Genomic DNA, 20,858 nt, shown 5'->3' with positions numbered 1-20,858 from the left:
TGTGGGGGTGTGCCCGGACCGTCTCAGGCTGTGAGCGCGGCGATCGCGGCGCGAAGCAGGGGTTCGACCCGAGGCTCGACGCCTCGCAGTCGCACCTGCTCGAGAGCGTGCCGTGCCTGGGCCCGCTTGAACCCCGAGAGCACCAGCGCCGAGCGCACCTTCTCGAACACCTCGGGCTCGGGCGCGGCCGCGACCGCGGGCGCTGGCGTGCGGCTCGCTTCGCGGCGAGCTCGAGCCCCGGCGATCTCGTTCTGGATGTGCTCGTCGCCGAACACCTGTCGCGCTCGGTACGAGTTGTGAGCCGAGCAGAGCAGGCAGCAGTCGTCCACGGTCGTCGGTCCGCCCTTCGCGAAGTTGGCTCGAAACCGCGTCGCTTCGTTGCCGCTGGCCGGCCCGACTACCGATCAGGGCTGGTTTCAGCGGTAGACAAACCCCACAGTCCGATAGCGCTCCAGCAGCGATGGATCACCGGGTCCGATCTCCAGGTCCAGCTCGAAGCTCGCGGCGTAGTCGATGGCGGTGCCGAGCACGTTCCAGCGGCAGGCGCTCGCACGCCCCGCGCCGTTCTCGGACTTTGCGTCCCAGGCCTGCGCAAACGCTGAACCGAAGCCCCCACTCTCGAAGTAGAAACAGCTGTCGAAGAAGTCCTCGGTGCCCGTGTCCCGCAGGTCCCATGCGCCGTCGACCATGCCGCGAAAATCCCCCTCGAGGAAGTTGAGCGGGCTCGAAAATGCACCGGTCGGCGTGCCGTGGCCCTCGAGCATTGCGCACGTCCCAACGTAGCGGCCCGGCCCTTTGGCGCTGAGCACGGGGTGGTGAGTGCTCGGCGCGGGCGCAACCGTCGTGTGGCTCTCTGCGTGCAACCGCCCGAACGGTGAACTGGGCACGCCAGGCTCACCTCGAATCGACAATCCGAGGCTGAGATCGCTGCTGGCCGTCGACTGGAACCCGAGCAGAGCGCTCGTGCTGAACGGCATCGGCAGACGCAAGCTCATGCGCAGACGCTCACCCTGGTCCTCGACTGCCAGCGCGAGGCTGCTCGTGGCAGGCGGCGCGAGGGCCGCCGCGTAGAGCAACGAGAGGGGTAACTCGATGGCCGGCGTCGCTGCGCCGTCCCAGCTGATCTTCAGGGTAATCTTCGGCAACTCCGCCAGATCTGTCTTGGCCACGCTGACCGCGAGCTCCGTCAGCGTCTGCGGCCCGGGCAGCGGCGGCAGCGTAACGCTCTCTAGCGACGTCAGCGCCAGCGTGGTGACCGGCGACAGCTCGGAGCCGGACACCGCCGGCGTGTCGAGCACGAGCTTCACGTCGTCCCGGGCGGGCAGCCGATGTTTCGACGGCGCAACGTGCTCGACGTTCGAGGCGACGTCGATCTGGTAATAAACGAGATCGAGGGGACCCACCCGGTCGATGGCCACGATCAATCGTTTTGCGAAGCTCACGGGGTAGTACCAGGCCAGGTGGTGCGTGGAGCCGCGGCCGAAGGGCGGCGCGAAGATCTCCCCCGCGCTGCCGTCGAGCACCGCCGCGAGTGGCAGTTGCAGGAACGGCTCCGGGGCGTCGTCCAGGTAGATGCGCAAGAGCTCCGAGTCGGAGACCGTGTTGCGCAACGACAGCTGCGTGAGCTGGAAGCGCTCCATCCTGCCGGGGCCATCGACGCGAGCCATGACCAGACCGTGCACGTAGGCCTCCGGGCACTCTTCGAGGTCGAGCTGCACCCCCACCAACGGCGCTTCGATCTCCGCGTCGGCGCTTCGACACACGAAGTTGTTCATGTCCCGGTTGCCGTTGGCGAGCAGCGAGATGGGGACCGGGGCACCGGTCTCACGGTCGTAGCTCGAATACCGGTGAAATCGATCCGAGGTGAACACGGGAAGGTCGCGCCAATCGCGCATGCGCTCGAGAGCGAGAGCGTCCGCGGTCTCGTCGGGCAAGACGACGTCATCCGGCCCCACCGACTTCGGCGCCGCGCTCTCGGTCGGCTCGCTGCACGCCGTGAGCGCAAGGGCGATTGTGCCGAGCATCCACCGGCGTGGCGACCGAGCCCACACCCCTGACCCCCTCGACGCCACCATCCGCCCTCAGAATTCGCCCGAGCCGCTCGTGCCGTGGGTCGTGCAAGAGCCGATGCCTCGAAAGCGCGCGATGCGTGGCACGAGCGCGAAGTACACGTAGTGGCCGAGGGATTTCCAGCCGCCGCCGTCCACACCGGAGTCGTCGACCAGCGCGGGCCAGCCAGAATTCCCGCTGTCGAAATCTAGACCGGCGTCGCTTGCCCCGAGCGCCGCGACGTAGACCCCGACTGGGATGTTTCGTAGCTCGTCGAGGGTCACGTTGCCGTCCCCATCGCCAAACTGCTCGTCAGCCCGCGCGAACATGTCGAAGCGGAGCTTTGCCTCCTCGTCCGACACGTTGTCTTGAAACAGTGCCTCGCCGCGCAGCGTGATGTCCGCTCGTTTCTCGTCGCCGCCGGCGAGCGCGAATCCGACGTCGCTGACCCCACCTTGTTCGACCCGACAGCCCTGGAACTCGAAGTCCTGGCGGATGCTCCAGGCGAAACGCTTCACCACCCCATTTTTCTCCGCACGCCCCTGAACGAAGGCCGAGATGCCGCGGGCGCCCGACACGAAGGCGTCGGTCCCCGGCGTGCGCATGAAGGTTTTGTCCGCCTCAGTGACCCCCACCCCCCGTGCGGCGCGCGACGACGGGTGGCCGATGCGAAAGCCGAAGTCGCAAGTCCCGAGCGCGTAGATCTCGCTCACCTTCTGCGAGCCTGGGCGGAGTGCGTCGATGACGCGACTGTAGCCGTTGTCGTCCGTGTAGTTGTTGCAGCTGTCGCCATCGAGGGAGACCCGGCCGAGACCCAAGAGGAACCGCTCGTAGACGATGCTCCAACCATCCGCGGTCAGCGTGGCTGGGATACCTTCGAGCAGCGCATCATCGGCAGTGGCGGTCACGCTGAGTTTCCCTGGCGTGGGCCGGGTGTCCCGGGGCAGACAGCCGAAGGTCGAGAAGAGCGCAACGAGAAGGAGCGCGCTCGGTCGCATCAGCATCAGAACCCTCCCTCGACGCCGACGCTGGGAATGGCGATCGGCCCGATCTCTTCGTCGTTGAAGATCTCCTTGTGAAGAGTCGCGTTCATGAACTCGGCAACGAAGGAGATCCAGGCAGACTTCGCCAGCGGCCAGCGTTTCTCGAGCCGCAGATCGATGCGGTAGAAGGCGGGATTGCGCTCGGGGCTCGACGACCTGAGGGGCGCGACCAGGCCGCCGCTGTCCGGGTTCTTGGGTGTGCCGGTATAGAAGACGAAGCGAGTGCCCGCCCGCCAGCGCCGACCCAGATCGTAGGCGACGGCCACGTTGGCGACGTGGGTGCGGTCGAAGGTAGCAGGGATCTTCTCGCGACCGATGGCGCGTGTGCTGCGCGAGAGAGTGTAGGAGAGAAATCCGCCGAAGCGTTTGGTGAGCTTTCGTTTCACGAACAGCTCGAACCCGTAGCCGGCGCCGGTGCTGCGGCGCTCGAACGCCGGCGGCCCTCCCCCGCCCCCGCCGCTCGTGCCAATGGTGTCGGTCATGTCGAGGAACACGTTGTAAAACACTGTAGCAGTCGCGGTGGTTGCGTCCGGCAGATCCCACTCGACCCCGGCGCTGGTCTGATAGCTGGACTGAAGCCCGCCGCGGAGATTGGCGGGAGACAGCCCCGGCACCGGCACGACGAAGGACGGAGGCTGATGCGCGACGCCGTACGCATGAACGATGCGAAAATCGTCGCTGAGCTTGAATCGGGCTGCGATCCGCGGGTCGAACCCGACCGCGCTCGCGCCGCCGGAGCTGTAGAGATCCAGGCGCAGGCCGGGCGTCAGCTCGACCTCCGGGGTCACGTCGAGCACCACGTCGCTCCACATGCCAATGCCGAGATCGCTGCGGGGCGGGAACAGGTCGTTGAAGGTCTTGGTGCCTGGATCGTCGGGATCCGCGTAGGTCTGCTCGGTCGCGCTGTACGAGTCGAGTGCAGTGTCAGCTCCGGCACGAAACGTGACCCCCGGCTCGAGCCGTTGTTTGAGCTCACTGCGCACGACCAGCATTTCGTCGATGGCGTTGCGCTGCTGGCCGATCTTGGTCTGGTCGTAGCCGAGCGTCACCGCGGTGCGGATGTCACCGTCCGGCAACAGGCGGTCGTAACGCAGATCCAGGCGATAGAACTCCGTCCCGAACAGGACCTCGAACAGCCCGTTCTGCGTTCGGCCGAGCAGATCGTAGCTGCCGAAGCCGAAGGCCGTCACCCGATCCTTGGGGGTGATGTCATAGGACACCCGCGCCTGGTAGTCCCGGTAGTCGAGCGTGATCTCCTTCGCGAACAGAGACAGCAGCGCGGCGGTGTAGGAGTACCGCGCGCCGACCAGCGCGGTGCCACGCCCGCCTGCAAAGGGCGCCTCGACCATGGCCCCGGCATCGAACAAACGGATGTTGCCCTCGCCATGCCACTCGCTTCGTGGGGCCGTCGCCTCGGCAGCCACGATGCCACCCGCGAAGCGCCCAAAGCGCGCGGGGTAGCCGCCCGGATACAGATCGACGCGTTCGACCAGCGCCGGGTGCACGACGGAGGGCCCGATGGCGAGGTGATACAGGTACGGCACCCGGACGCCGTCGAGAAAGTAGCCGACGTTCCCCGGCGGCGCCCCGCGAATGTAGAAGAAGGGCAGACCCGAGATGATCGGCGTGACCCCCGGCAGCACCTCGATGGCGCGAAACGGATCACCGAACACCCCGGGGATCTGCCGCACTTCTTCCCGCGTGAGCGACGAGACCGCGGGTGCCAGTTTCTTCCCGCGCACCACCACCTCGATGGGCGCGGCCTTCTTTTGGGTCGAGGTCTCGGGCGTGATGGGTTTGGACGCGCTCGCTCCGAACCGGAACACGACCCGGGTGTCTTTGCCTGGCAATAGCTCGACGACCGTGTCTTGAGCGTCGCGATCCGGCGGTTCGACCGAGAGCTGCGCCTTGCCGCGCGCCAAGCCTTCGAAGCGGAAGCTGCCATCCGCTCCCGAGGTCGCGCGATGCACGACCCCATCGGAGGTTCTGACCGACACGGTCACGCCTCCGAGTGCCGCACCGCTGTCGGCCTCGACCAGCGCGCCCTCGAGGCTGGGCGCCGGCGCCGTGAAGCGGTACTTGAAGCGGATCTTCGACGCGGTCTTGACCCCGCCTCGCAGCGCGGGCTCGAAGCGCAGGTGTCTCGCCGCCTCGAGCGCGGCTGCGTCGAAGCCGTGGCCCTGGGGTGTCTCGACGCTGGCATCCTGCACCGCTCCGGTCTTGTCGATCACCACGATCACGACGACGGTCACGGGACCGAACACCTCGTCGGCGAGCGCCTGTTTGGGATAGACGACACCAGGGTCGAACGAGAGCTTGGGCGGGACGATGTCCGGGCTCGTCTGCGCCCAGGCAGAGCCGGCCCAGAGGGTCAGCGCGAAGAGCGCGGCGAGCGCGCGGAACGAGCCGCGGAAGGTCGGCCTCGCGGCGTCCGACCGTGCGAGGCGAGTGCGGGCCGCGTGCCGTGGGCAACCCGCCAGGTGGACGTGCGGAGCAGGCACTTCGCGGCGGAGCCTACGCGCGGGCCCGCTCCTGGTCGAGCGCGGTCTCCCGGAGCGCTATCGATCATGATCGGGCCTTCTGGAGCGCGGCCGATTCCGCCGCGCGTGACCGCGCGGGGCATCCCGGCTACGAGAGCGAAGCTGATGTCGAGCTGGTCCGCCATCGTCGGAGCGCCGGGCACCCAAAAGGGTCGCGCGGCGCAGAAGCTCGCCCAACAGCTGACGACGCGCGGGCTGAGGGTCGCGGGTTTCGTGCAGATCGACGTGCTCGATGCCGCGGGTGAGGAGCTTGGTTGGGACGTCGTGAGTGTCGCAGAGCCGCCGCGCTCCGGGATCCTGGCGCGCGCCTCGCAGACGCCGGATCTCTGTGGATATGCCTTCGAAGACGCCGGGTTTGCGCTGGCCAAAGATTTCGCATCGGAGACCGCGGACGTTGTCATCGTCGGCAACCTCGGCAAGCTCGAGGCGGCAAAGCTGGGACATTGGCCGCTGCTCGAGGCGCTCGTCGCGCAGAGTGACGGTCCCCACGTGGTCGCCTGTGTGCGGGACAGCTGCCTCGCGACCATCGCCCTCGCACTACCCGACCCCGTGGACTACGTGGAGCTGCCTACCGACGACGCCACGCTCGCGGATTTTGCCGAACGCTTGAGCAGCGTCGTGAGCGGGCGCTGACGGGCTCACGGGGCCGCGACCTCACTTCACCGGGGGCGGCACGTACTTCTCACAAGCCTTGTCGATCACCGGCAGCGTCTCGGCGAAGAACTGATCGTAGCTCGTGGCGCACACGTCACCCTTGTAGGCGTTGTCGCCGAACTTGTTGGTGAACCCGATCAGCTTGGACGCAGGTACCGCGCCGCAGCTGTTGTTTCCGGTCAGCCCGATCAAGGACAGAACGACGATGTTCTCCTTGATGCCGCCCTTGTAGCTGAGCAGCTCCTGGTACCAGCTGGCCGGATCGCCGCCGGAGCCGCAGGTCTTGCAGCCACACGAACTGAACGGGTCGGGCTCACCGCACTGGTCCGGTGCGTCGTCTTCATCCGTGATCAGGACCACGATCAGCAACGAATCGATCCGCGCGAAGCCGGCGTTGCAGGCTCCGGGCGCGTTGTTGTCGGTCTTGATCGCGTTCAACATCGCTCGCGAGACCCGCTCGTCGTCGTTCCCCCCCGAGCCCACCTGCGCCACACACGCGAACTTTCCGGCGACGTTCGGCTCCTTCTCGTCGAGGTAGCGCTTGCCACTCGCAAACGGTCCACAGTTGGCCTGGCTGGAGAGCGGGCCGCCCGTCTGGGTCACGAGATCACCGATCTTCTGACAGCCAGCCTGGTTCTCGAAGTTGTCGTCGGAGCTGACGACACCCACGTGATAACTGTCGGCGAACGCCAGCTTCTGCTGGATGGCGCCGATGAACCCCGGGAACGAGTTGATCAGGCTGATCTGGTTGTCTGACATGCTGCCCGAGCGATCGATCACGAACAGGATGTCCACGTTGCGGCACTCGGTGGGGCCGCCGGCCGCGCCGCCGCTGCCCCCGGAGCCGCCTTGCAGCGTCACGCCACCGCTACCCCCGGCGGCGCCGCTGCCGCCGCCGACCCCGGCCCCTGCAGCACCGGCGCTGCCGCCGAGCTCGCTGCCGAGCGGCCGCTCGTTGGCCGCCGAACAGCCCAGTGCGAGACCGAGTGTGGCGACGGATAGTGCGATGCGGCAGGCGGCTGCGAACGTCATGTCATCCTCCGGTCGGACTAGGGGGCGAGCCCTCGGAAAAGCGATCACTCGGCCCGCCGTCCTTGCACCGCCAAGGCCAAGAACGGACGCACTCGCGGGGCGGAAAATACCGTGTATTCGCCACCGTCGCGCACCGCGACGTGCCGAACCTGGACCCAGTCCGCGTCGACGCCGCCCAGCAGCCCGAGCTCGACGCTCGGCAGGAGCCAGGCTGCACCGAGCCGCAGCCGCAGCACGGGCACTGCATCGAAGCTCGCGTCTCCCGGCGAGCCGCGATCCGCCGCGCGGACGGGCTCGACGTAGGTCAGATCGAGGCCCGGTCCGACCGCAGCGCCGAGCCGCGCCGAGCCAGTTTGCAACGCAACCTCCCCCAGGGCCCGCAGCGCAGCGGCGGAGAGGCGGGCGCCGAGCGCTTCGCCCTCGATCACGATGGGCGCGCGGTATTGCAACGAAAGCACGCCGCCGAACGCCAAGGCAGAACGCGTTGCCAGATCGAGAGAGAGCCCCGGCCCCTGCCATAGCGAAGTTCGGTACACCTGGGCCTCGTAGAACGCCCCAGGCGAGAGGTTCCACTCGCTGTCCGCGTGCGGTGGGGCCGGCGGCGGGGGGCTGAGCTCGACGGGCACCTCACGCGCTGGCGGGCGGACCTCCGGTGATTCCACGGGCTGACGCAACAGCTCTGCCCGGGCCGCATCTCGGCTGATGCCGATCTTTGCGCCGCCGAGCAGGGCCTCGACGGCCGAGCGGACGATCTGCGCGATCTCCTCTCGCTCGACCTCGTCGAGCTCCCGCGTCAGAGCCACACGGCGGATGAGGATCCGCTCCCACGCAGCATCGGTGAAGTAGAGCGTGGCCAAGCTCGAGCCGGACAGGTCCACCCAGACTCGGATCGCCGCCGCACCCGCCTCGCCGCCGGGCTCCACCACGGAGCGAGGTTCGATGGCGGAGGACCGCGTGATGCGAACGGCGACGGGGAGACGGCCGAGCAGCTCCGACAAGCTGACCTCGACGGGCTGAACCCGCTCGGACGGGCCCCCGAGCACGAGCTCGACGGCCCCGCGCTCGTCGGCGCGGGCCGGGAGAAACGCCAGCAAAACCGCGAGTCCCACGAGAAATGTCACGAACCGGTGATCAGTCTGGGGTCGGCCGCGCCCCCTAACCGAGCGAGACCGCATGCAGCTCGTGCTCACCCTCATGCCCGGCGGCGATACTAACCTCGAGCAGGCTGTGGAGCACCTGACCGCGCGCCGCGACGAAGATCGACCCCCAGATCCGCTGGGGGCCCAGGCTCGCGCGGCCCAGTCCGGCGACCAGGTCGCGCTCCGCGAGTTGCTCGATGGCCTGGGGCCACGCCTGCTCCGCACCGTGCGCGGCGTGCTCGGCGCGCGCCACCCGGAGCTCGATGACACGCTGCAGGAAGCGATGCTGCTCTTCGTTCGCTCTCTGCCGGCGTTCCGCGGCGAGGGCGATGTCACCGGCTACGCGGTGCGGATCACCCTTCGCTCCGCCATCACTGCGCGCAAACGTCATCGCGCTCGCGCCACGGTGGCAGAGGTCGCGACCTCCGAAGGCGAAGTTGAAGCCGCAACACAAACTGACGCCGTGCTAGCCGCGCGGCGTCGGGAGATCTTGCGTCGCCTGCTGGAGGATCTTCCCGAGACTCAAGCCGAAGCGCTCGGCTTGCGGGTGGTGCTCGGTTATTCCCTGGCCGAGACCGCGGAGATCTCCGGCTGCCCCGAGAACACGATTCGAAGTCGCATCCGCTTGGCGCGGGACGCGCTCAAGAAGCGCATCGAGACCGAGGGGCTGCTGGATGTGCTGGAGGTGAACCCGTGACCGCGAACAACAACGACATCGATCCGATGCTCGAGCAGCTCGGCCGTGACTTCGACGCGGAGCTCGCTGAAGAACCCGGCGACTCCGCGCGACTGCAGCAGGCCGTGACCCGGGCACTGGCAGCGCCGGCGCCGCCAAGGTCGATCGGGCGGCGGCGTCTTCCCTGGCTGCTCGCGGCGGCCGCGCTCTTTGCGGGTGCCGCTCTGGCAACGCAGCTCGGGCGCAAACCAGCGGGCGTGGCGCCGACGCCGTCATCCTTCACTGCCGTCACACTCGATGAGCCAACTGCGCCGCTCGGCACCACCGAGAGCGCGCCCGCCCCCGCAACCGCCGCGCCGAGCGCGAGCCCAGAGTCGAGCAGCGAGCCAAGCCCAGTGCTTCCCGCACCCTCGAGCTCCGCAGGCGCGCCACCGAGTGCGGCCAGCCTCTTCAGCCGAGCCAACCAGGCTCGACGCGACCGGCACGACGCCGACGCAATTCGACTCTACCGAGAGCTTCAGCGCCGTTATCCGGACTCGCGCGAGGCGAGCGCATCGCGGGTCACGCTGGGCCAGCTCTTGCTCGATCGCACGGCTCCCAGCGAGGCGCTCGGCGAGTTCGAGCGCTACCTCGAAAAATCCCCCGGTGAGGTGAGCGAAGAGGCGCTTGCCGGCCGTGCCCGCGCTCTCGGCAAGCTGGGCCGCGCCAGCGAAGAGCGCGCCGCATGGCAGACGCTACTCCAGCGTTACCCGAGCTCCCTCCACGCCGCCGAGGCGAAACGACGGCTGGCCGCCATCGGCAACTGACCGAGCCGATCCCAAGCGACCTAGACCTCGAGCGCGAGCCGCGTCATCCTTGGCGCATGCGAACCGCCCTGATGCTCGCCGGCGCGATCGTGGTCCTCGGCTGCGGCGGGTCCAGTGAGGACGATGGACCGTCGAAGAAGAAGGACGCGGGCAGCGGTGGCAGCGCCGGCGCAGCGGGCAGCGTCGCGACCGGCGGGACGGGGGCGGCGAGCGGAGCCGGTGGCGTCGCGGGAAGCTCGAGCGGCGGTGCGGGCGGCGGCGCCGGAAATCCGACCGGCGGGGCCCCCGGTTGCAGCTTGGCTGCGGTGGCGCCCGGCCCCCAGGACATCGAGCTCACCTCCAGCGGGACGAAGCGCTCGGCCCACCTCGTCGTGCCGACGAGCTACGACGCAACCAAGAGTGTGCCGCTCGTGCTCGTCTTCCACGGCTACCTGGAGAATGCCGGACAGATCGAGAAGATCAGCGAGATGACCCCCGTGGCGGAGAAGTATGGGGCCGTCGTCGTTTACCCCGAAGGCATGAACACCAGCTGGAACGCAGGCAAGTGCTGCGGCACTAGCTCGAGCACGAAGCGCCCGGACGTGCAGTTCGTGGCGGATCTGCTCGACGCCCTCGAGGCCAAGCTGTGCATCGACAAGAAACGCGTCTACGCCGCGGGCTTCTCGAACGGGGGCATGCTGAGCAACCGCCTGGCGTGTGAGCTCTCGGAGCGCATCGCGGCCTTCGGCCCGGTCTCGGGACCCCTCGCGGTCGACACTTGCGAACCCAAACGCCCCGTACCGATGATCGAGTTCCATGGCACCGCGGACTTCGTGGTGAACTACAACGGCGGCAGTCTCTCCGGAGCCAAGAGCGTCGCGGACAACCTGGCGTTCTGGGCCAAGAACGCCGGCTGCACCGACGCCGCGGCGACCTCGTACCAGAACGGTGACACGACGTGCGTGCAGCACAGTGCGTGCGCCGCGGGCAGCATCGTCCGACTCTGCACCGTGAAAGATGGCGGGCACCAGTGGCCGGGCGGCACGAGCGCCGGCCCCGCCGGCAAGCTCACTCAGGACATCGACGCCAGCGAAGAGATGCTGAAGTTCTTCCTCGCTCAACCGATGCCGTGAGCGAATCGGGGCTCAGCGCACCTGTACGGGCGCCACACAGACCGAGACCTCGAGCAAGATGTAGAGCAGGGCGCGCTCTTGCGGCAGCATGCCGCCGGCGGCCGCTTCGGTGTGATAGGTGCTGAACAGCACACGACCGCAGGCCTGCTCGAAGCTGATGGTGGCCGGCAGCTTGCCCCAGGGAGTGTTGGCCTCGACCCACACCTTCGGCGTCACGCTGATGGGTTTGCCATCCGGATCGGTCGTGTTGCCGGCGTGCACCGCGCTGATGCCGGTCCAGCTCTCCTTCACGTCGAAGGCGGTGATGCCCTGCGTCGCCAGCCAGGCGGTGAGGCCGGGATCTGGCGAGCTCGCCGCACCGTCCCAGGCGCCCGCGAGGCAGGCGGAGCCGAGGGTGTTGGTCTGGTTCTTCCAGTCCACGTAGCCCGGAAACACCTGGCGCACGAACTCGTAGGCGTAGTCGGTGGTGTAGAGCTTGCCGCCCTTGGCCACGAAGTCTTGCAGGTTCTTCTGAACGATCGGATCGAGCGCCGGAGAGTTCGTGTTGCAGTCCGTCTGATTGCTCCAGGCGCAGGGCAAAAATACGATGTGATACTGCGACAGCGTCGTCCAGTTCTTCAAGATGGCGTCATAGCCGCCTTTCGAACCCGGCGCGCCGTCGTAGTAGTCGTAGGGCGCCGTCGCGCGATCGACCTGCAGTGTGCCAAAGGGTCCGGTCGGACCGATCGAGCCGAGGCCAAGCCGCGCCAAGGAGACGTCGATTGCGTCCCACACCTCCTCGACGATCGCCATCTTCGGAATGGTATCGCCCTTGGCGGAGTCAGTCTTGGCCGGCAACGTGCTCGACTCGAGCGGCACGGCCACGTTGCCCAGCGTAACCTCGATGGGTCGCACCTTCTGGAACTGCCCCTTCTGCACCACGAGCTGAAAGCTGCCGGTCTGGGGCACTCCCAGGTGAAAACCACCGTCGGGGCCCGAGAAGGTGTACGGGGTCTGAAAATCCAGCGTCACACACTTGTCGCAGTACACGCCGTCCGGGATGGGCTTCGGTGAGATCTTCGTCAGGTACACGAGCGCTCCCGAGATCGGGATGCTGCCTTCCGGCGCGAGCACGGTGCCGATCAACGTGGCGACCGCGGGCGGAGGTTCGTCACCATCGCTGAGACCCGAGTCCAGGTTGACGCCCGTGCCGCCGGTTGCGCCCACTCCACCACCCACTCCTGCAGCGCCCCCACCCGGCGACGAGTTGCTCGAGCCATTCGCGGAGCACGCCACGACGATCGCGATCAAGAGCGCAACAACCCAACCTGAACGCATCACGAACCTCCGGGGTGGCGAGAGCCTAGCAGGTGCTCAGCGCGCGCGGTCACTGGCTTCCGCGCGCGCCGCCTCGCGCGACACGTCGAGCACGAAGGCGCGCACATCTTTCGGCCATTTCTTCACGATCGCCTCGAACGCCGATTGTTCGCCGCGAAACAGCGCGCGCAGAGCCTCCTCGTAGCCCGGACGATTGCCCGCCATGGCAGTCATGAAGCGGCTGACCGCCGCGCGCAGCTGCCGAGCGCGCGCCTTGCCAGGCTCGGAGCTCCTTGCCTGGTCCACCAGACGACGGAGCGCCGCGGAGATCCCCTGAGGCTGTTGCTCGAGCCAGTCCCAGTGCCGCGGCAGGAGCGAAACCTCCCGACTCGAGACTCCCAGCTTGGGGCGCCCAGGCCCACGCACCTCCGGTTGCTCCGCCCGCGCGAGCACCTCCTCGAGTGTGCCGCGGAGGTCGAAATCGATCTGAGCGCCGCTCGAGTCCTCGAACACCAGCACGGCCTTGCCGCCGTCCGCCTGGAACCGTCGCCGGAGGGGCGGGAGCACCTGCTCGAGCGTCCCAGCAGCAATGCGGCGCGCCCCGGCAAAGGCCGTGTAAGTCGAGGTCATGGGCCCTCATACTACCCGGGTAATATTGGGTCAATATCTGCCGGGTAAAATTGGGGCCGTGGACGCCACCTCGGACACAACGGGGCCGGGGACTGGGCGGACCGGGGCGACTGACAGCACCCAAGATCAAAGCTAGGGTCGGGTCATGGGGGAAGCGGAGTCGTCGAGCCAGTTCCCTTTGTCGGGGGAGTTCCTGGCGGCGATCGTCGACGCCGTCGCGCATCCGATCTTCGTCAAGGACCGGAGCTTTCGCTTCGTGATGCTCAACCGCGCGTTCTGCGAGATGACCGGCTTCAACCGCGAGCTGATGCTCGGCAAGACCGACTTCGATTTTTTTCCGCACGAGGAGTCCGCGTTCTTCCGCAGCAAAGATGAAGAGATGTTCGCCAGCGGCGCGGCGGTCACCATCGACGAGGAGCCCATCACCGACGCTTCGGGCCAGCGGCACATCCTGGCCACGACCAAGGTTCCGCTGCTCGGCGCAGACGGGCAGCCCACCCATCTGGTGGGAATCATCCACGACATCACCGCGCTCAAAGAAGCCGAGGAGCGGCTCCGCGGCGCGAACGAAGATCTCGAGGTACGAGTAGCCGAGCGCACCCAGGCCCTCGTGGCGACTCAGCAGCGTCTGATCCGACAGGAACGCCTGGCGGTCGTCGGGCAACTGGCGGGCGGGCTGGCCCACCAGATCCGCAATCCGCTGGGAGCGATCTCCAACGCCTCCTTCGTGCTGCGGCGCCTGCTCGGCCAGCACGAGAACCCCGACGTGGCCCGGGCGGTGGACATCTTGCTGGAGGAAGTGCAGCAGGCCAACCGCATCGTCACCGATCTGGTGGACTTCGCCCGCATCCGAGCCCCCATGCTCCAGCGGTTCAGCATCGACGCGCTGGTGGACGACGTGCTCCGTCGGGTGCCAGCGCGCCCCAAGTTGGTGGTCGTACGCGAGTTCGGCAAGCTCCCCGACGTGGCCGTCGATGCCACGCAAGTGGTGGAAGCCCTGAGCAATCTCGTGGCCAATTCCATCGAGGCGATGAGCGGCGCCGGCACGCTGAAATTTCACGCCGCGCTCGCGGCATCTCACGTGGTCTTGAGCGTGGAGGACACCGGCACCGGCGTGCCAAAACAGGTCGTCGATCGACTGTTCGAGCCGCTGGTGACCAGCAAGCCGCACGGACTCGGGCTTGGGCTCTCGCTCGCGCGCAGCTTGATCGAGAACCAATCAGGCTCACTGACCTACCGCAAGTCCGAGAGCGGCGGTGCCTGCTTCGACGTACGCCTGCCGCTTGCCACACAGCAAGACGAGCGGGCCAGCGGCGACTAGCAGCTCTACCGAGCTTCCTTCAAGTGCCGGTCGAACCACGAGCGAGCCGCAGAGCGGACACGACCGCTTGCGTCCGCGAGGACACTCGCGTGCGTCTCACCCGGCAGGAGCATCAGCTGTGCGTACCCTGCCGCTGCCCGGTCGATGCTGCGGGCGCTCTCGACCGATACTTGCGGGTCGTCACTGCCGTGGATGATCAAGAGCGGCGCGTGACTGCGGGCCGCCGCTGCGGCGGGGGCTGCGGCATCGGCGTCGAAGCCCGCCCAGCGGGCACCCAGATCGACGGCCGAGTCGAGCCAGACGTCGGGCACTGCGGGCTGAAGCGCGGGCAACTGCCAGCGCACGTAGTCGCGCGCGACGACTCTGAGTGACGAGAACGAAGACACCGACACGACGGCCCGCACGCGCGAGTCGAGGGCAGCAACCTCGAGCGCCGTGGCGGCTCCGTAGGAAAAACCGTGGAGGCCCACGGGACCGAGTTGAATGCCTCGCGCCTCGAGCGCATCGAGCAGCCCCGAGATGTCCCGCGCCTCGCGGATGCCGTAGCTGAGGTAACGCCCCGCCGAGTGTCCATGACCGCGCAGATCGACCAGAACGACGCGATAACCCGCGTCGACGAGCGTCTCGGCCACCGGCACCATGCTGCGTTTGTCGAGTCGCACGCCGTGCAAGACGACGATGGTGCCCTGCACGGCGCCCCGAGGTTCGACCAACCAGGTCGACAGGGTGTTCGGGTCGGCTCCCACCGCAAACTGCGCGGACTCGGTCGTGCCGCGCCCCGCCAGCTCGGCGGGACATGGATCCGAGGCGGCCGGCGGCGTTCCACCATTGGGTGCGTGCGCCACTGCGTACGCGACTCCCACGGTGCCGAGCCCGTGCGCGACGGCTGCGACGATGCCAAGCCGCCCCGACCAACGGAGCACATTTCGCAAGTGGGTTCGGGGCACCACGGCGAAGCGTAGCTTACTCGGACTCCCGGGGCTCGCCGGCGAAAACGTGAAGGCTCGGACCCGACTCTTCTCGGAACCCACGCCCGCGCCGCCGCAGTCGGTGGCCATGGAAGAGCGACCACGCCACGGCCACGCTGGTCACGAAGATCGCCACCTCCCAGACGAAGACCGCGGCGTCCGCGTCCGGACGCACACCGGCGACACGGTTCACGAGGCGCACCATGAATGTACCCGCCGCGTGGTCGCCAGCAAGCTCCCACCAGTAGCGCGAGAGCGTCGTCAGGAAACACTCCCCCAGGAGGTAGTGCGACACCTGCGACACGAGCACGAAGCCGATGGCGTAGAGGGTGTAACCCAGGCTCAGCCTCGGCCAGCGATGCCATACCAAGAGCGGGAGCCCCAGAGCCCACGCCACCATCGCGAGGATGTGGAGGGCGTCGGTGGTGATGGCGAGGAACGCGGGCATCGCAGGCTCCACGGCTCAAGGCCAGCAAATTGCGCGCCCGAAGCGACAGGCGAGATTTCAGGAAATTCGCCCAGGGTCGCTTGCGAGGCTTGCGCTCACCACCCCGCGACCGGAAATTTTCGCGGCATTCGACCCACGTTTCCGGCGCTGAGGAACGCGGTTCGCTCGTCCGCGTACTGCCCCAGCACTCGAGCCGGTGGCACACGCTTCTGGCACAAATCCAGCTGCCACCGCCCGACCACCTGGCCTGAAATCGCAGCTTCGCGCAGCATTTCTGCGCTGGCACGCGGCCTGCTGAAGCGAGAGTCATGCGTACCCTCCTGTGCTGTTTGCTCACCTCGGCGCTGCTCTTCGGTTGTGGCGGGTCGACCACCAAGGACGGCAGCGGTGGCCAGGCGGGTAGCGGGGCTACGGGCGGAGCCGGGACGGGCGGCACCAGCTTCGGTGGCATGGCGGGTTACGGCGGCATGTCCGGTTACGGTGGCATGGCGGGTTACGGCGGCATGGCGGGCTACGGCGGCATGGCGGGCTACGGCGGCATGGCGGGCTACGGCGGCAGCGCCGGCTTCCCGGGTTGCTGCGCGAGTGACTTCGAGTGCCAGACGCAGACCGACGACGCACCCAGTATCCCGATGGAGTGTGTCAGCGGCGTGTGCAAGGAGCGCCCGAGCCAGGGGCTCTGCTGGTCCGCAAAGGACTGTTTTGGTGGCAACTGCAACGGAGGCAGCGTTTGTCCGTGCGGTGCAGACTGCGACTCGATGGATCAACTGGGCAAGTGCGACAACCTCGCGGGCTGCTGCCAGTTCGACACCGACTGCACTCAGAAGCCAAACATGCCGATGGTCTGCGTGCAGGGCAACTGCGAGCCCAAGCCACCGCTGGGCCAATGTTGGAGCAGCAATGACTGCCCGAACGGCGCCGGTTGCGGCGGCCAGTGTGTCTGCCCCTGCGGCCTGGATTGCGCGTGCGGCGGGCAAATGGGCTGGTGTGAGAGTCCGGCCGCGCAGTGCTGCACCTCGAACTTCGAGTGCGGCCCCGGCATGGTCTGCGCCGCGTCCAGCTGCAAGAAGGTCATCCCGGGCGCTTGCTGGACCAACGCGGAGTGCCCGGCCAACCAGAAGTGTGTCGGCGCTTCGACCTGTCCGTGCGGCGCCCTGTGCGGCGCCGCCGAATACCCCGGCAAGTGTCAGTAACCGCGCTGCGACGAGCGGCCCACTCTGGGCAGCGACTCAGGACTCACAATCGCCGATGCGCACGGGCCCGGCCCCCGAGTCGACGTCCAGGCGGATCGGCAGACGGCCGCCGGTCGTCGTGATGCTGCCTCCGACCTTCAGCAGATCCGGCCGGGTTCCGGTCGCGCGGGCTGCAGCCTCCTGCCAGCTCTGATCCGGCGGGGGGTAGATGATGATGCAGCGTGGGGGCTGAGTGTCCTTCGGTTTCTGGTACGCGAGCACCAAGCTCTCCGCGCCGAGCTCCGCTTTCAGCTGAGCCGGCTCGACGTCGCTCAGCTTGTATCCGCGGCGATCGAAGTAGTCGCGCGCCGCGGCGTAGTTCATCTCGACGACCTGCGGACCGTTGCAGCGGATCTCGTTGCCTGACGCGGAGTGTTTGTACCCCTGCCCCTTCGGACAGTGTGGATCACCCTTGGCCACCAGCTCCGCGAGCTCTTCCGCACTCAAGGGCTGGCGTGCCGGATCGGTCGCCTTGCGTTTCAAGCGCTCGAGGTGCGCCGCGAGATCGACGCGACCCTTGGCGAGCTGTTTGACCTCCTCGTCTCGCCCCGCCTCGGTACAGGCTTGCTCGGCTGCCTCGACCGCCTTCAAGCCGGCCTCGACACTCTCGATGCGTTTGGCGTCGACGTCGTGCGACGCGACCGACGCAGCCTGCACGAGTCGGAAACACTCCTTGGTCTTCGGACCCTGGCAGGCCACGAGGGCCAATGCTGCACAAACGCACGCCGCCTTCATCGCGCTCGACTTTAGGTCAGGTTCGCCGGAAAATGTCGGCTCACCCGCGCTCGCGGGCGAGGTCTGGAGCTTTCGACATGCTGCGCGCCGTCTCGATTTCGCTGTCGTTGTTGGTCTTCGTCGCCTGCGGCGATGACGCTTCGAGCACCGCCAAGGCCACGGGCGGCAGCGGTGGAACGAGCGGCGGCGCGGGAGGAACCGCCGGCGCGGGCGGCGGCTCGACGGGCGGGGCGGCGGGTGCCGCGGGGGGTGGCGGCAGCAGTGCGACCGGCGGAGCGGCAGGCGCGGGCGGCGCGGCGGGGTCGGGCGGCGCGGCCGGCAGCGGTGGCTCCGGCGGCACCCCCAGCTGCACGCTGACCGAATCCGGGGCAGTGACGGTGACCGCAAACGGTCAGATCATCGAGAAGCTGCGCATCACCTCCAAGAGCGGTGCGGCGATCAAGGTCGATGGATTCGACAAGGTGGTGATTCGCAACGTCGAAATCCTCCACGAGGGCGGACCCGGGATCGACATTTCGAACGCCGACGACATCGTGATCGAGAACGTGCGTGTGGTGCACACCGGCGCGCCCACGAGTGGCAAGAACGCGAACGAGAACTTGAACAACATCCAGTGTTATTCGTCGGCCGGTCCCCGGGTCACCGGCGCCACGCTGGAGCGGGGCTCGAGCGGCATCTACCTGGTGCAGTGTCCGGACAGCGTGCTGCAGTTCATCGAGGGGCACGACTTCCGCGGCCCGTTTCCTCGCGGGCAGGTGGTGCAGTGGAACAACTCCGACAACGGTCTGCTGGAAGATTTCTCCGTCGTGAACCCGAAGGGCTCGTGGCCCGAAGACAACGTGAACGTGTTTCAGAGCAAGAACCTGACGATCCGCCGCGGCATGATCGACGGCAACAACTCACCCTCGGGCGTCGGGGTGATCTTCGACGGTGGCCCGAGCACCGGCTTGGTCGAGGACGTCGACGCCATTCGCATGGGGAACGGCTGTTTCTCGGACTACGACGGCGGCCCGGGCGTGGTGTTCCGCCGCACCCGTTGCCGCGAGAATATCTGCGAGGACCAGGGTCGCGGCAAACCCCTGTCGAACGCCCTGATGTGGGCCGGGCACACCACCCACACCGATCTGAAGCTGGAGCAGAGTGCGTACTTCAAGGCCTGCAACCCCGGGAACCTGGTGTGGCCCAAAACCTCCTTTGCCGTCGTCGACTTGAAGGAGCAAGACTTCACGCTGCGCGCGGCGCAGGCCAACAAGTTCTGCTGGAAGTAGCTGATGATGCGAGGCGCGGGGCGGCCTCAGCTCGCCGCGCGCTCGAGGCGCTCCAAAAAGTCAGCCATCGACGGGAACCGGGCACTCGCACGCTGACCGAGCCCACGCCTCAACACTGCCAGCACCTCGGGCGGCACCTCGCCGGTCGGCGGCTCGCGCGGCGGCGCTCGGAGCGCCGAGCGGGTCTCCGCGAGTGAGGCTCCGGCGAACGGCAGCTGTCCATAGAGGATCTCCCAGGCCGTGACCGCAAAGTTGAACTGATCGCTGCGTGCGTCGGTGGCCAGTCCATCGTGTTGTTCCGGCGACATGTAGCCGGGTGTGCCCACCACGGCTCCGGTGTCGATCTCCGACGCCGCGTTGGTGTCACAACCGCAAGCAAAGCTCGCAGGCTCTGCCATGTCCGCGGCGCTACGAGCAACGCCGAAATCGGTGACGAGCACCCGCCCGGCGCTGCTGACCAGCACGTTGTCCGGTTTGAAGTCCCGGTGTACGACGCCGGCGGCGTGAGCCGCCTCGAGGCCGCGACCCGCTTGGTGTAGGGCGTCCATGCGCTCGCGCCAAGTCCGCGCGGGGGTCAACCACTCTCGCAAAGTCTGGCCTTCGACGAACTCCATCGCGACGAAGACACAGCCGCGGAACTCGCCGACGTCGTGGACGGCGACCAGGTTCGGGTGGCGAAGGCGCGCCATGGTGCGGGCTTCGTGCAGCAACAGCGAGCACATCACGCCGCAGGCGCTGGTGCCGGGCACCTGAGCCCGGATCAGCTTGAGCGCCACATCGCGGGAGAGGCGGCGATCACGGGCGCGATACACGACGCCCATGCCACCCATGCCGATCAATGACACGACCTCGTAGTTGCCGACGAGGGCCCCCCGCGCAAGAGCAGACTCAGGCCGCACCACCTCGTTCGCAGTCCCCACCGGCAGCGTCGCTTCACCACCCCAACCCTCAGGCATGGAGGTGAGTTTCGCACGCCTGGGGGGGATGCGTGAAGCGCGGGCGCGCGACACGAGCTTTCGCCGGCGCGAGCGCATGGGTGCCCGTCCCGCGCCGTTCGGATAGTCTCGTGGACCCACTGGAACACCCGGCTGCCGATGTCGCGTCATCGTCCTGTCACCCCGCTCGCGTGGGCCGCGCTGCTCGCGGCGCTCACGACTCACGGCTGCAAGCGTGCCCCGAGCTACGATGAACCGCTCGTCGATCGCAGCGATGGCGCGTTGCCGGAGCTGACGGCGCCGAGGGTCCTTCCCAATGCCATCGTCATCGACGGCAAGCTGGACGAACAGGCCTGGGTCGGCGCCGGCATGTCGAAGATGTTCGTCTCTCCGGGCTCGGGTCGACCGGCACCGAGCTCCAAGGTCAACGCGCGCGCCCGCGTGGTCTGGAACGAGCAGGACCTGCTCGTGGCCTTCGAGGTCTGGGACGCGGGACCGACCTCTCCGTTCGGGCACGACGACGTGGACCCCCACATCTGGGCGCGGGCATCCGGCGTCGAGCTCATGTTGCAGCCCGGCGAGCGCAGCGACAACCGCGACTACTTCGAGCTGCAGGTGGACGTGAACGGCGCGGTCTGGGATACACGCTTCGACGATTACATGAACCCGGTCACGGGCGGGCCGGACGACGCGTCGAAACGCTTCGGGCACCAGGAGTGGAGGAGCGGCGTCGAGCGTGCGGTCGAGATCGATGGGCGCCGCGGCCGATACGTGGTCGAGCTGAGGGTCCCGTGGGCTTCCCTGCGCACCTCCGCGTTCGCGGGCCCCCCGCGACCCGGTGCGACGATGCGCGCGAACTTCTACAGCTTCCGCGACGGACAGAGCGACTCGCTGGCCTGGTCGCCCTTGCTGGCGCAGGGCAACTTCCACAAGAGCGCGCGCTTTGGGCGCGTTCACCTGGGACGCTGAGGACC

The 20,858-nt window shown here is 67.8% G+C and carries 20 protein-coding genes; 8 read left to right on the top strand and 12 right to left on the bottom strand.

What is annotated here, in order from left to right; genetic code table 11:
* Positions 1–23 precede the first annotated feature (23 nt).
* From IPI67_22665 to IPI67_22650, 4 genes are all read right to left on the bottom strand, one after another.
* The gene (locus tag IPI67_22665) at positions 24–329 is read right to left on the bottom strand and encodes a hypothetical protein (GenBank protein MBK7582985.1); all 306 of its coding nucleotides are present in this window, start codon (positions 327–329) and stop codon (positions 24–26) included.
* Positions 330–416: 87 nt separating this feature from the next.
* Positions 417–2,024: a DUF2961 domain-containing protein gene (locus tag IPI67_22660; protein MBK7582984.1), complete on the bottom strand. Its 1,608-nt coding sequence runs from the start codon at positions 2,022–2,024 to the stop codon at positions 417–419.
* Positions 2,025–2,081: 57 nt separating this feature from the next.
* Positions 2,082–3,053 carry a hypothetical protein gene (locus tag IPI67_22655; protein MBK7582983.1) on the bottom strand — a complete coding sequence of 324 codons (972 nt, stop codon included), beginning with the start codon at positions 3,051–3,053 and terminating at the stop codon, positions 2,082–2,084.
* Positions 3,053–5,593 (bottom strand): TonB family protein, encoded by a 2,541-nt coding sequence (locus tag IPI67_22650; GenBank protein ID MBK7582982.1) that lies wholly within the window; start codon positions 5,591–5,593, stop codon positions 3,053–3,055. Before IPI67_22650 ends, IPI67_22655 begins: the two co-directional genes overlap by 1 nt.
* 144 nt (positions 5,594–5,737) lie before the next feature.
* On the opposite strand from IPI67_22650, the gene IPI67_22645 reads away from it, so the two are divergent.
* Positions 5,738–6,265, top strand: coding sequence for a DUF2478 domain-containing protein (locus tag IPI67_22645; protein ID MBK7582981.1), 528 nt, complete (start codon positions 5,738–5,740; stop codon positions 6,263–6,265).
* Between the two features lie 21 nt (positions 6,266–6,286).
* Here IPI67_22645 and IPI67_22640 read toward each other — a convergent pair whose 3' ends face one another.
* Together IPI67_22640 and IPI67_22635 are read right to left on the bottom strand one after the other, a co-directional pair.
* Positions 6,287–7,318 (bottom strand): VWA domain-containing protein, encoded by a 1,032-nt coding sequence (locus IPI67_22640; protein ID MBK7582980.1) that lies wholly within the window; start codon positions 7,316–7,318, stop codon positions 6,287–6,289.
* A 44-nt stretch (positions 7,319–7,362) separates the two neighbouring features.
* Entirely contained in the window at positions 7,363–8,427 is a 1,065-nt protein-coding gene (locus IPI67_22635; GenBank protein ID MBK7582979.1) for a hypothetical protein, read from the bottom strand.
* 64 nt (positions 8,428–8,491) lie between these two features.
* Here IPI67_22635 and IPI67_22630 point away from each other — a divergent pair, with 64 nt between their 5' ends.
* The 3 genes from IPI67_22630 to IPI67_22620 are packed head-to-tail and all read left to right on the top strand — an operon-like array spanning position 8,492 to position 11,051.
* A complete protein-coding gene (locus IPI67_22630; protein ID MBK7582978.1) occupies positions 8,492–9,154 on the top strand; it encodes an RNA polymerase sigma factor in 663 nt (220 codons plus the stop codon).
* On the top strand, positions 9,151–9,939 hold the full coding sequence (locus IPI67_22625) for a tetratricopeptide repeat protein (protein ID MBK7582977.1): 789 nt from the start codon (positions 9,151–9,153) through the stop codon (positions 9,937–9,939). The genes IPI67_22630 and IPI67_22625 overlap by 4 nt, the downstream gene beginning before the upstream one ends.
* 56 nt (positions 9,940–9,995) lie before the next feature.
* A complete protein-coding gene (locus IPI67_22620) occupies positions 9,996–11,051 on the top strand; it encodes a hypothetical protein (GenBank protein ID MBK7582976.1) in 1,056 nt (351 codons plus the stop codon).
* Positions 11,052–11,063: 12 nt separating this feature from the next.
* On the opposite strand, the gene IPI67_22615 is transcribed toward IPI67_22620, so the two are convergent.
* Both IPI67_22615 and IPI67_22610 read right to left on the bottom strand, forming a co-directional pair.
* On the bottom strand, positions 11,064–12,368 hold the full coding sequence (locus IPI67_22615; protein ID MBK7582975.1) for a hypothetical protein: 1,305 nt from the start codon (positions 12,366–12,368) through the stop codon (positions 11,064–11,066).
* A 36-nt stretch (positions 12,369–12,404) separates the two neighbouring features.
* On the bottom strand, positions 12,405–12,977 hold the full coding sequence (locus IPI67_22610; GenBank protein ID MBK7582974.1) for a DUF2239 family protein: 573 nt from the start codon (positions 12,975–12,977) through the stop codon (positions 12,405–12,407).
* A 145-nt stretch (positions 12,978–13,122) separates the two neighbouring features.
* On the opposite strand from IPI67_22610, the gene IPI67_22605 reads away from it, so the two are divergent.
* Entirely contained in the window at positions 13,123–14,298 is a 1,176-nt protein-coding gene (locus tag IPI67_22605; GenBank protein MBK7582973.1) for a PAS domain S-box protein, read from the top strand.
* A 5-nt stretch (positions 14,299–14,303) separates the two neighbouring features.
* Here IPI67_22605 and IPI67_22600 read toward each other — a convergent pair whose 3' ends face one another.
* Both IPI67_22600 and IPI67_22595 read right to left on the bottom strand, forming a co-directional pair.
* The gene (locus IPI67_22600; GenBank protein MBK7582972.1) at positions 14,304–15,245 is read right to left on the bottom strand and encodes an alpha/beta fold hydrolase; all 942 of its coding nucleotides are present in this window, start codon (positions 15,243–15,245) and stop codon (positions 14,304–14,306) included.
* Positions 15,246–15,261: 16 nt separating this feature from the next.
* Entirely contained in the window at positions 15,262–15,714 is a 453-nt protein-coding gene (locus IPI67_22595) for a hypothetical protein (protein ID MBK7582971.1), read from the bottom strand.
* Between the two features lie 308 nt (positions 15,715–16,022).
* On the opposite strand from IPI67_22595, the gene IPI67_22590 reads away from it, so the two are divergent.
* A complete protein-coding gene (locus IPI67_22590) occupies positions 16,023–16,907 on the top strand; it encodes a hypothetical protein (GenBank protein ID MBK7582970.1) in 885 nt (294 codons plus the stop codon).
* A gap of 36 nt (positions 16,908–16,943) precedes the next feature.
* On the opposite strand, the gene IPI67_22585 is transcribed toward IPI67_22590, so the two are convergent.
* Positions 16,944–17,681, bottom strand: a complete 738-nt coding sequence (locus IPI67_22585; protein MBK7582969.1) for a hypothetical protein — start codon at positions 17,679–17,681, stop codon at positions 16,944–16,946.
* Between the two features lie 77 nt (positions 17,682–17,758).
* On the opposite strand from IPI67_22585, the gene IPI67_22580 reads away from it, so the two are divergent.
* A complete protein-coding gene (locus IPI67_22580; protein ID MBK7582968.1) occupies positions 17,759–18,949 on the top strand; it encodes a right-handed parallel beta-helix repeat-containing protein in 1,191 nt (396 codons plus the stop codon).
* 26 nt (positions 18,950–18,975) lie between these two features.
* Here IPI67_22580 and IPI67_22575 read toward each other — a convergent pair whose 3' ends face one another.
* Positions 18,976–19,905 carry a serine/threonine protein kinase gene (locus tag IPI67_22575; protein ID MBK7582967.1) on the bottom strand — a complete coding sequence of 310 codons (930 nt, stop codon included), beginning with the start codon at positions 19,903–19,905 and terminating at the stop codon, positions 18,976–18,978.
* A gap of 138 nt (positions 19,906–20,043) precedes the next feature.
* Between IPI67_22575 and IPI67_22570 the strand changes: the two genes are divergently transcribed.
* Complete coding sequence (locus IPI67_22570; GenBank protein ID MBK7582966.1) at positions 20,044–20,853, top strand: carbohydrate-binding family 9-like protein; 810 nt, start codon at positions 20,044–20,046, stop codon at positions 20,851–20,853.
* Positions 20,854–20,858 lie beyond the last annotated feature (5 nt).

The organism is Myxococcales bacterium, assembly GCA_016706225.1.
In the GTDB taxonomy this organism is placed as follows: domain Bacteria; phylum Myxococcota_A; class Polyangia; order Polyangiales; family Polyangiaceae; genus JADJKB01.
Note: the sequence above shows the minus strand (reverse complement) of the source record. Positions and strands in the feature narration are given on the sequence as shown.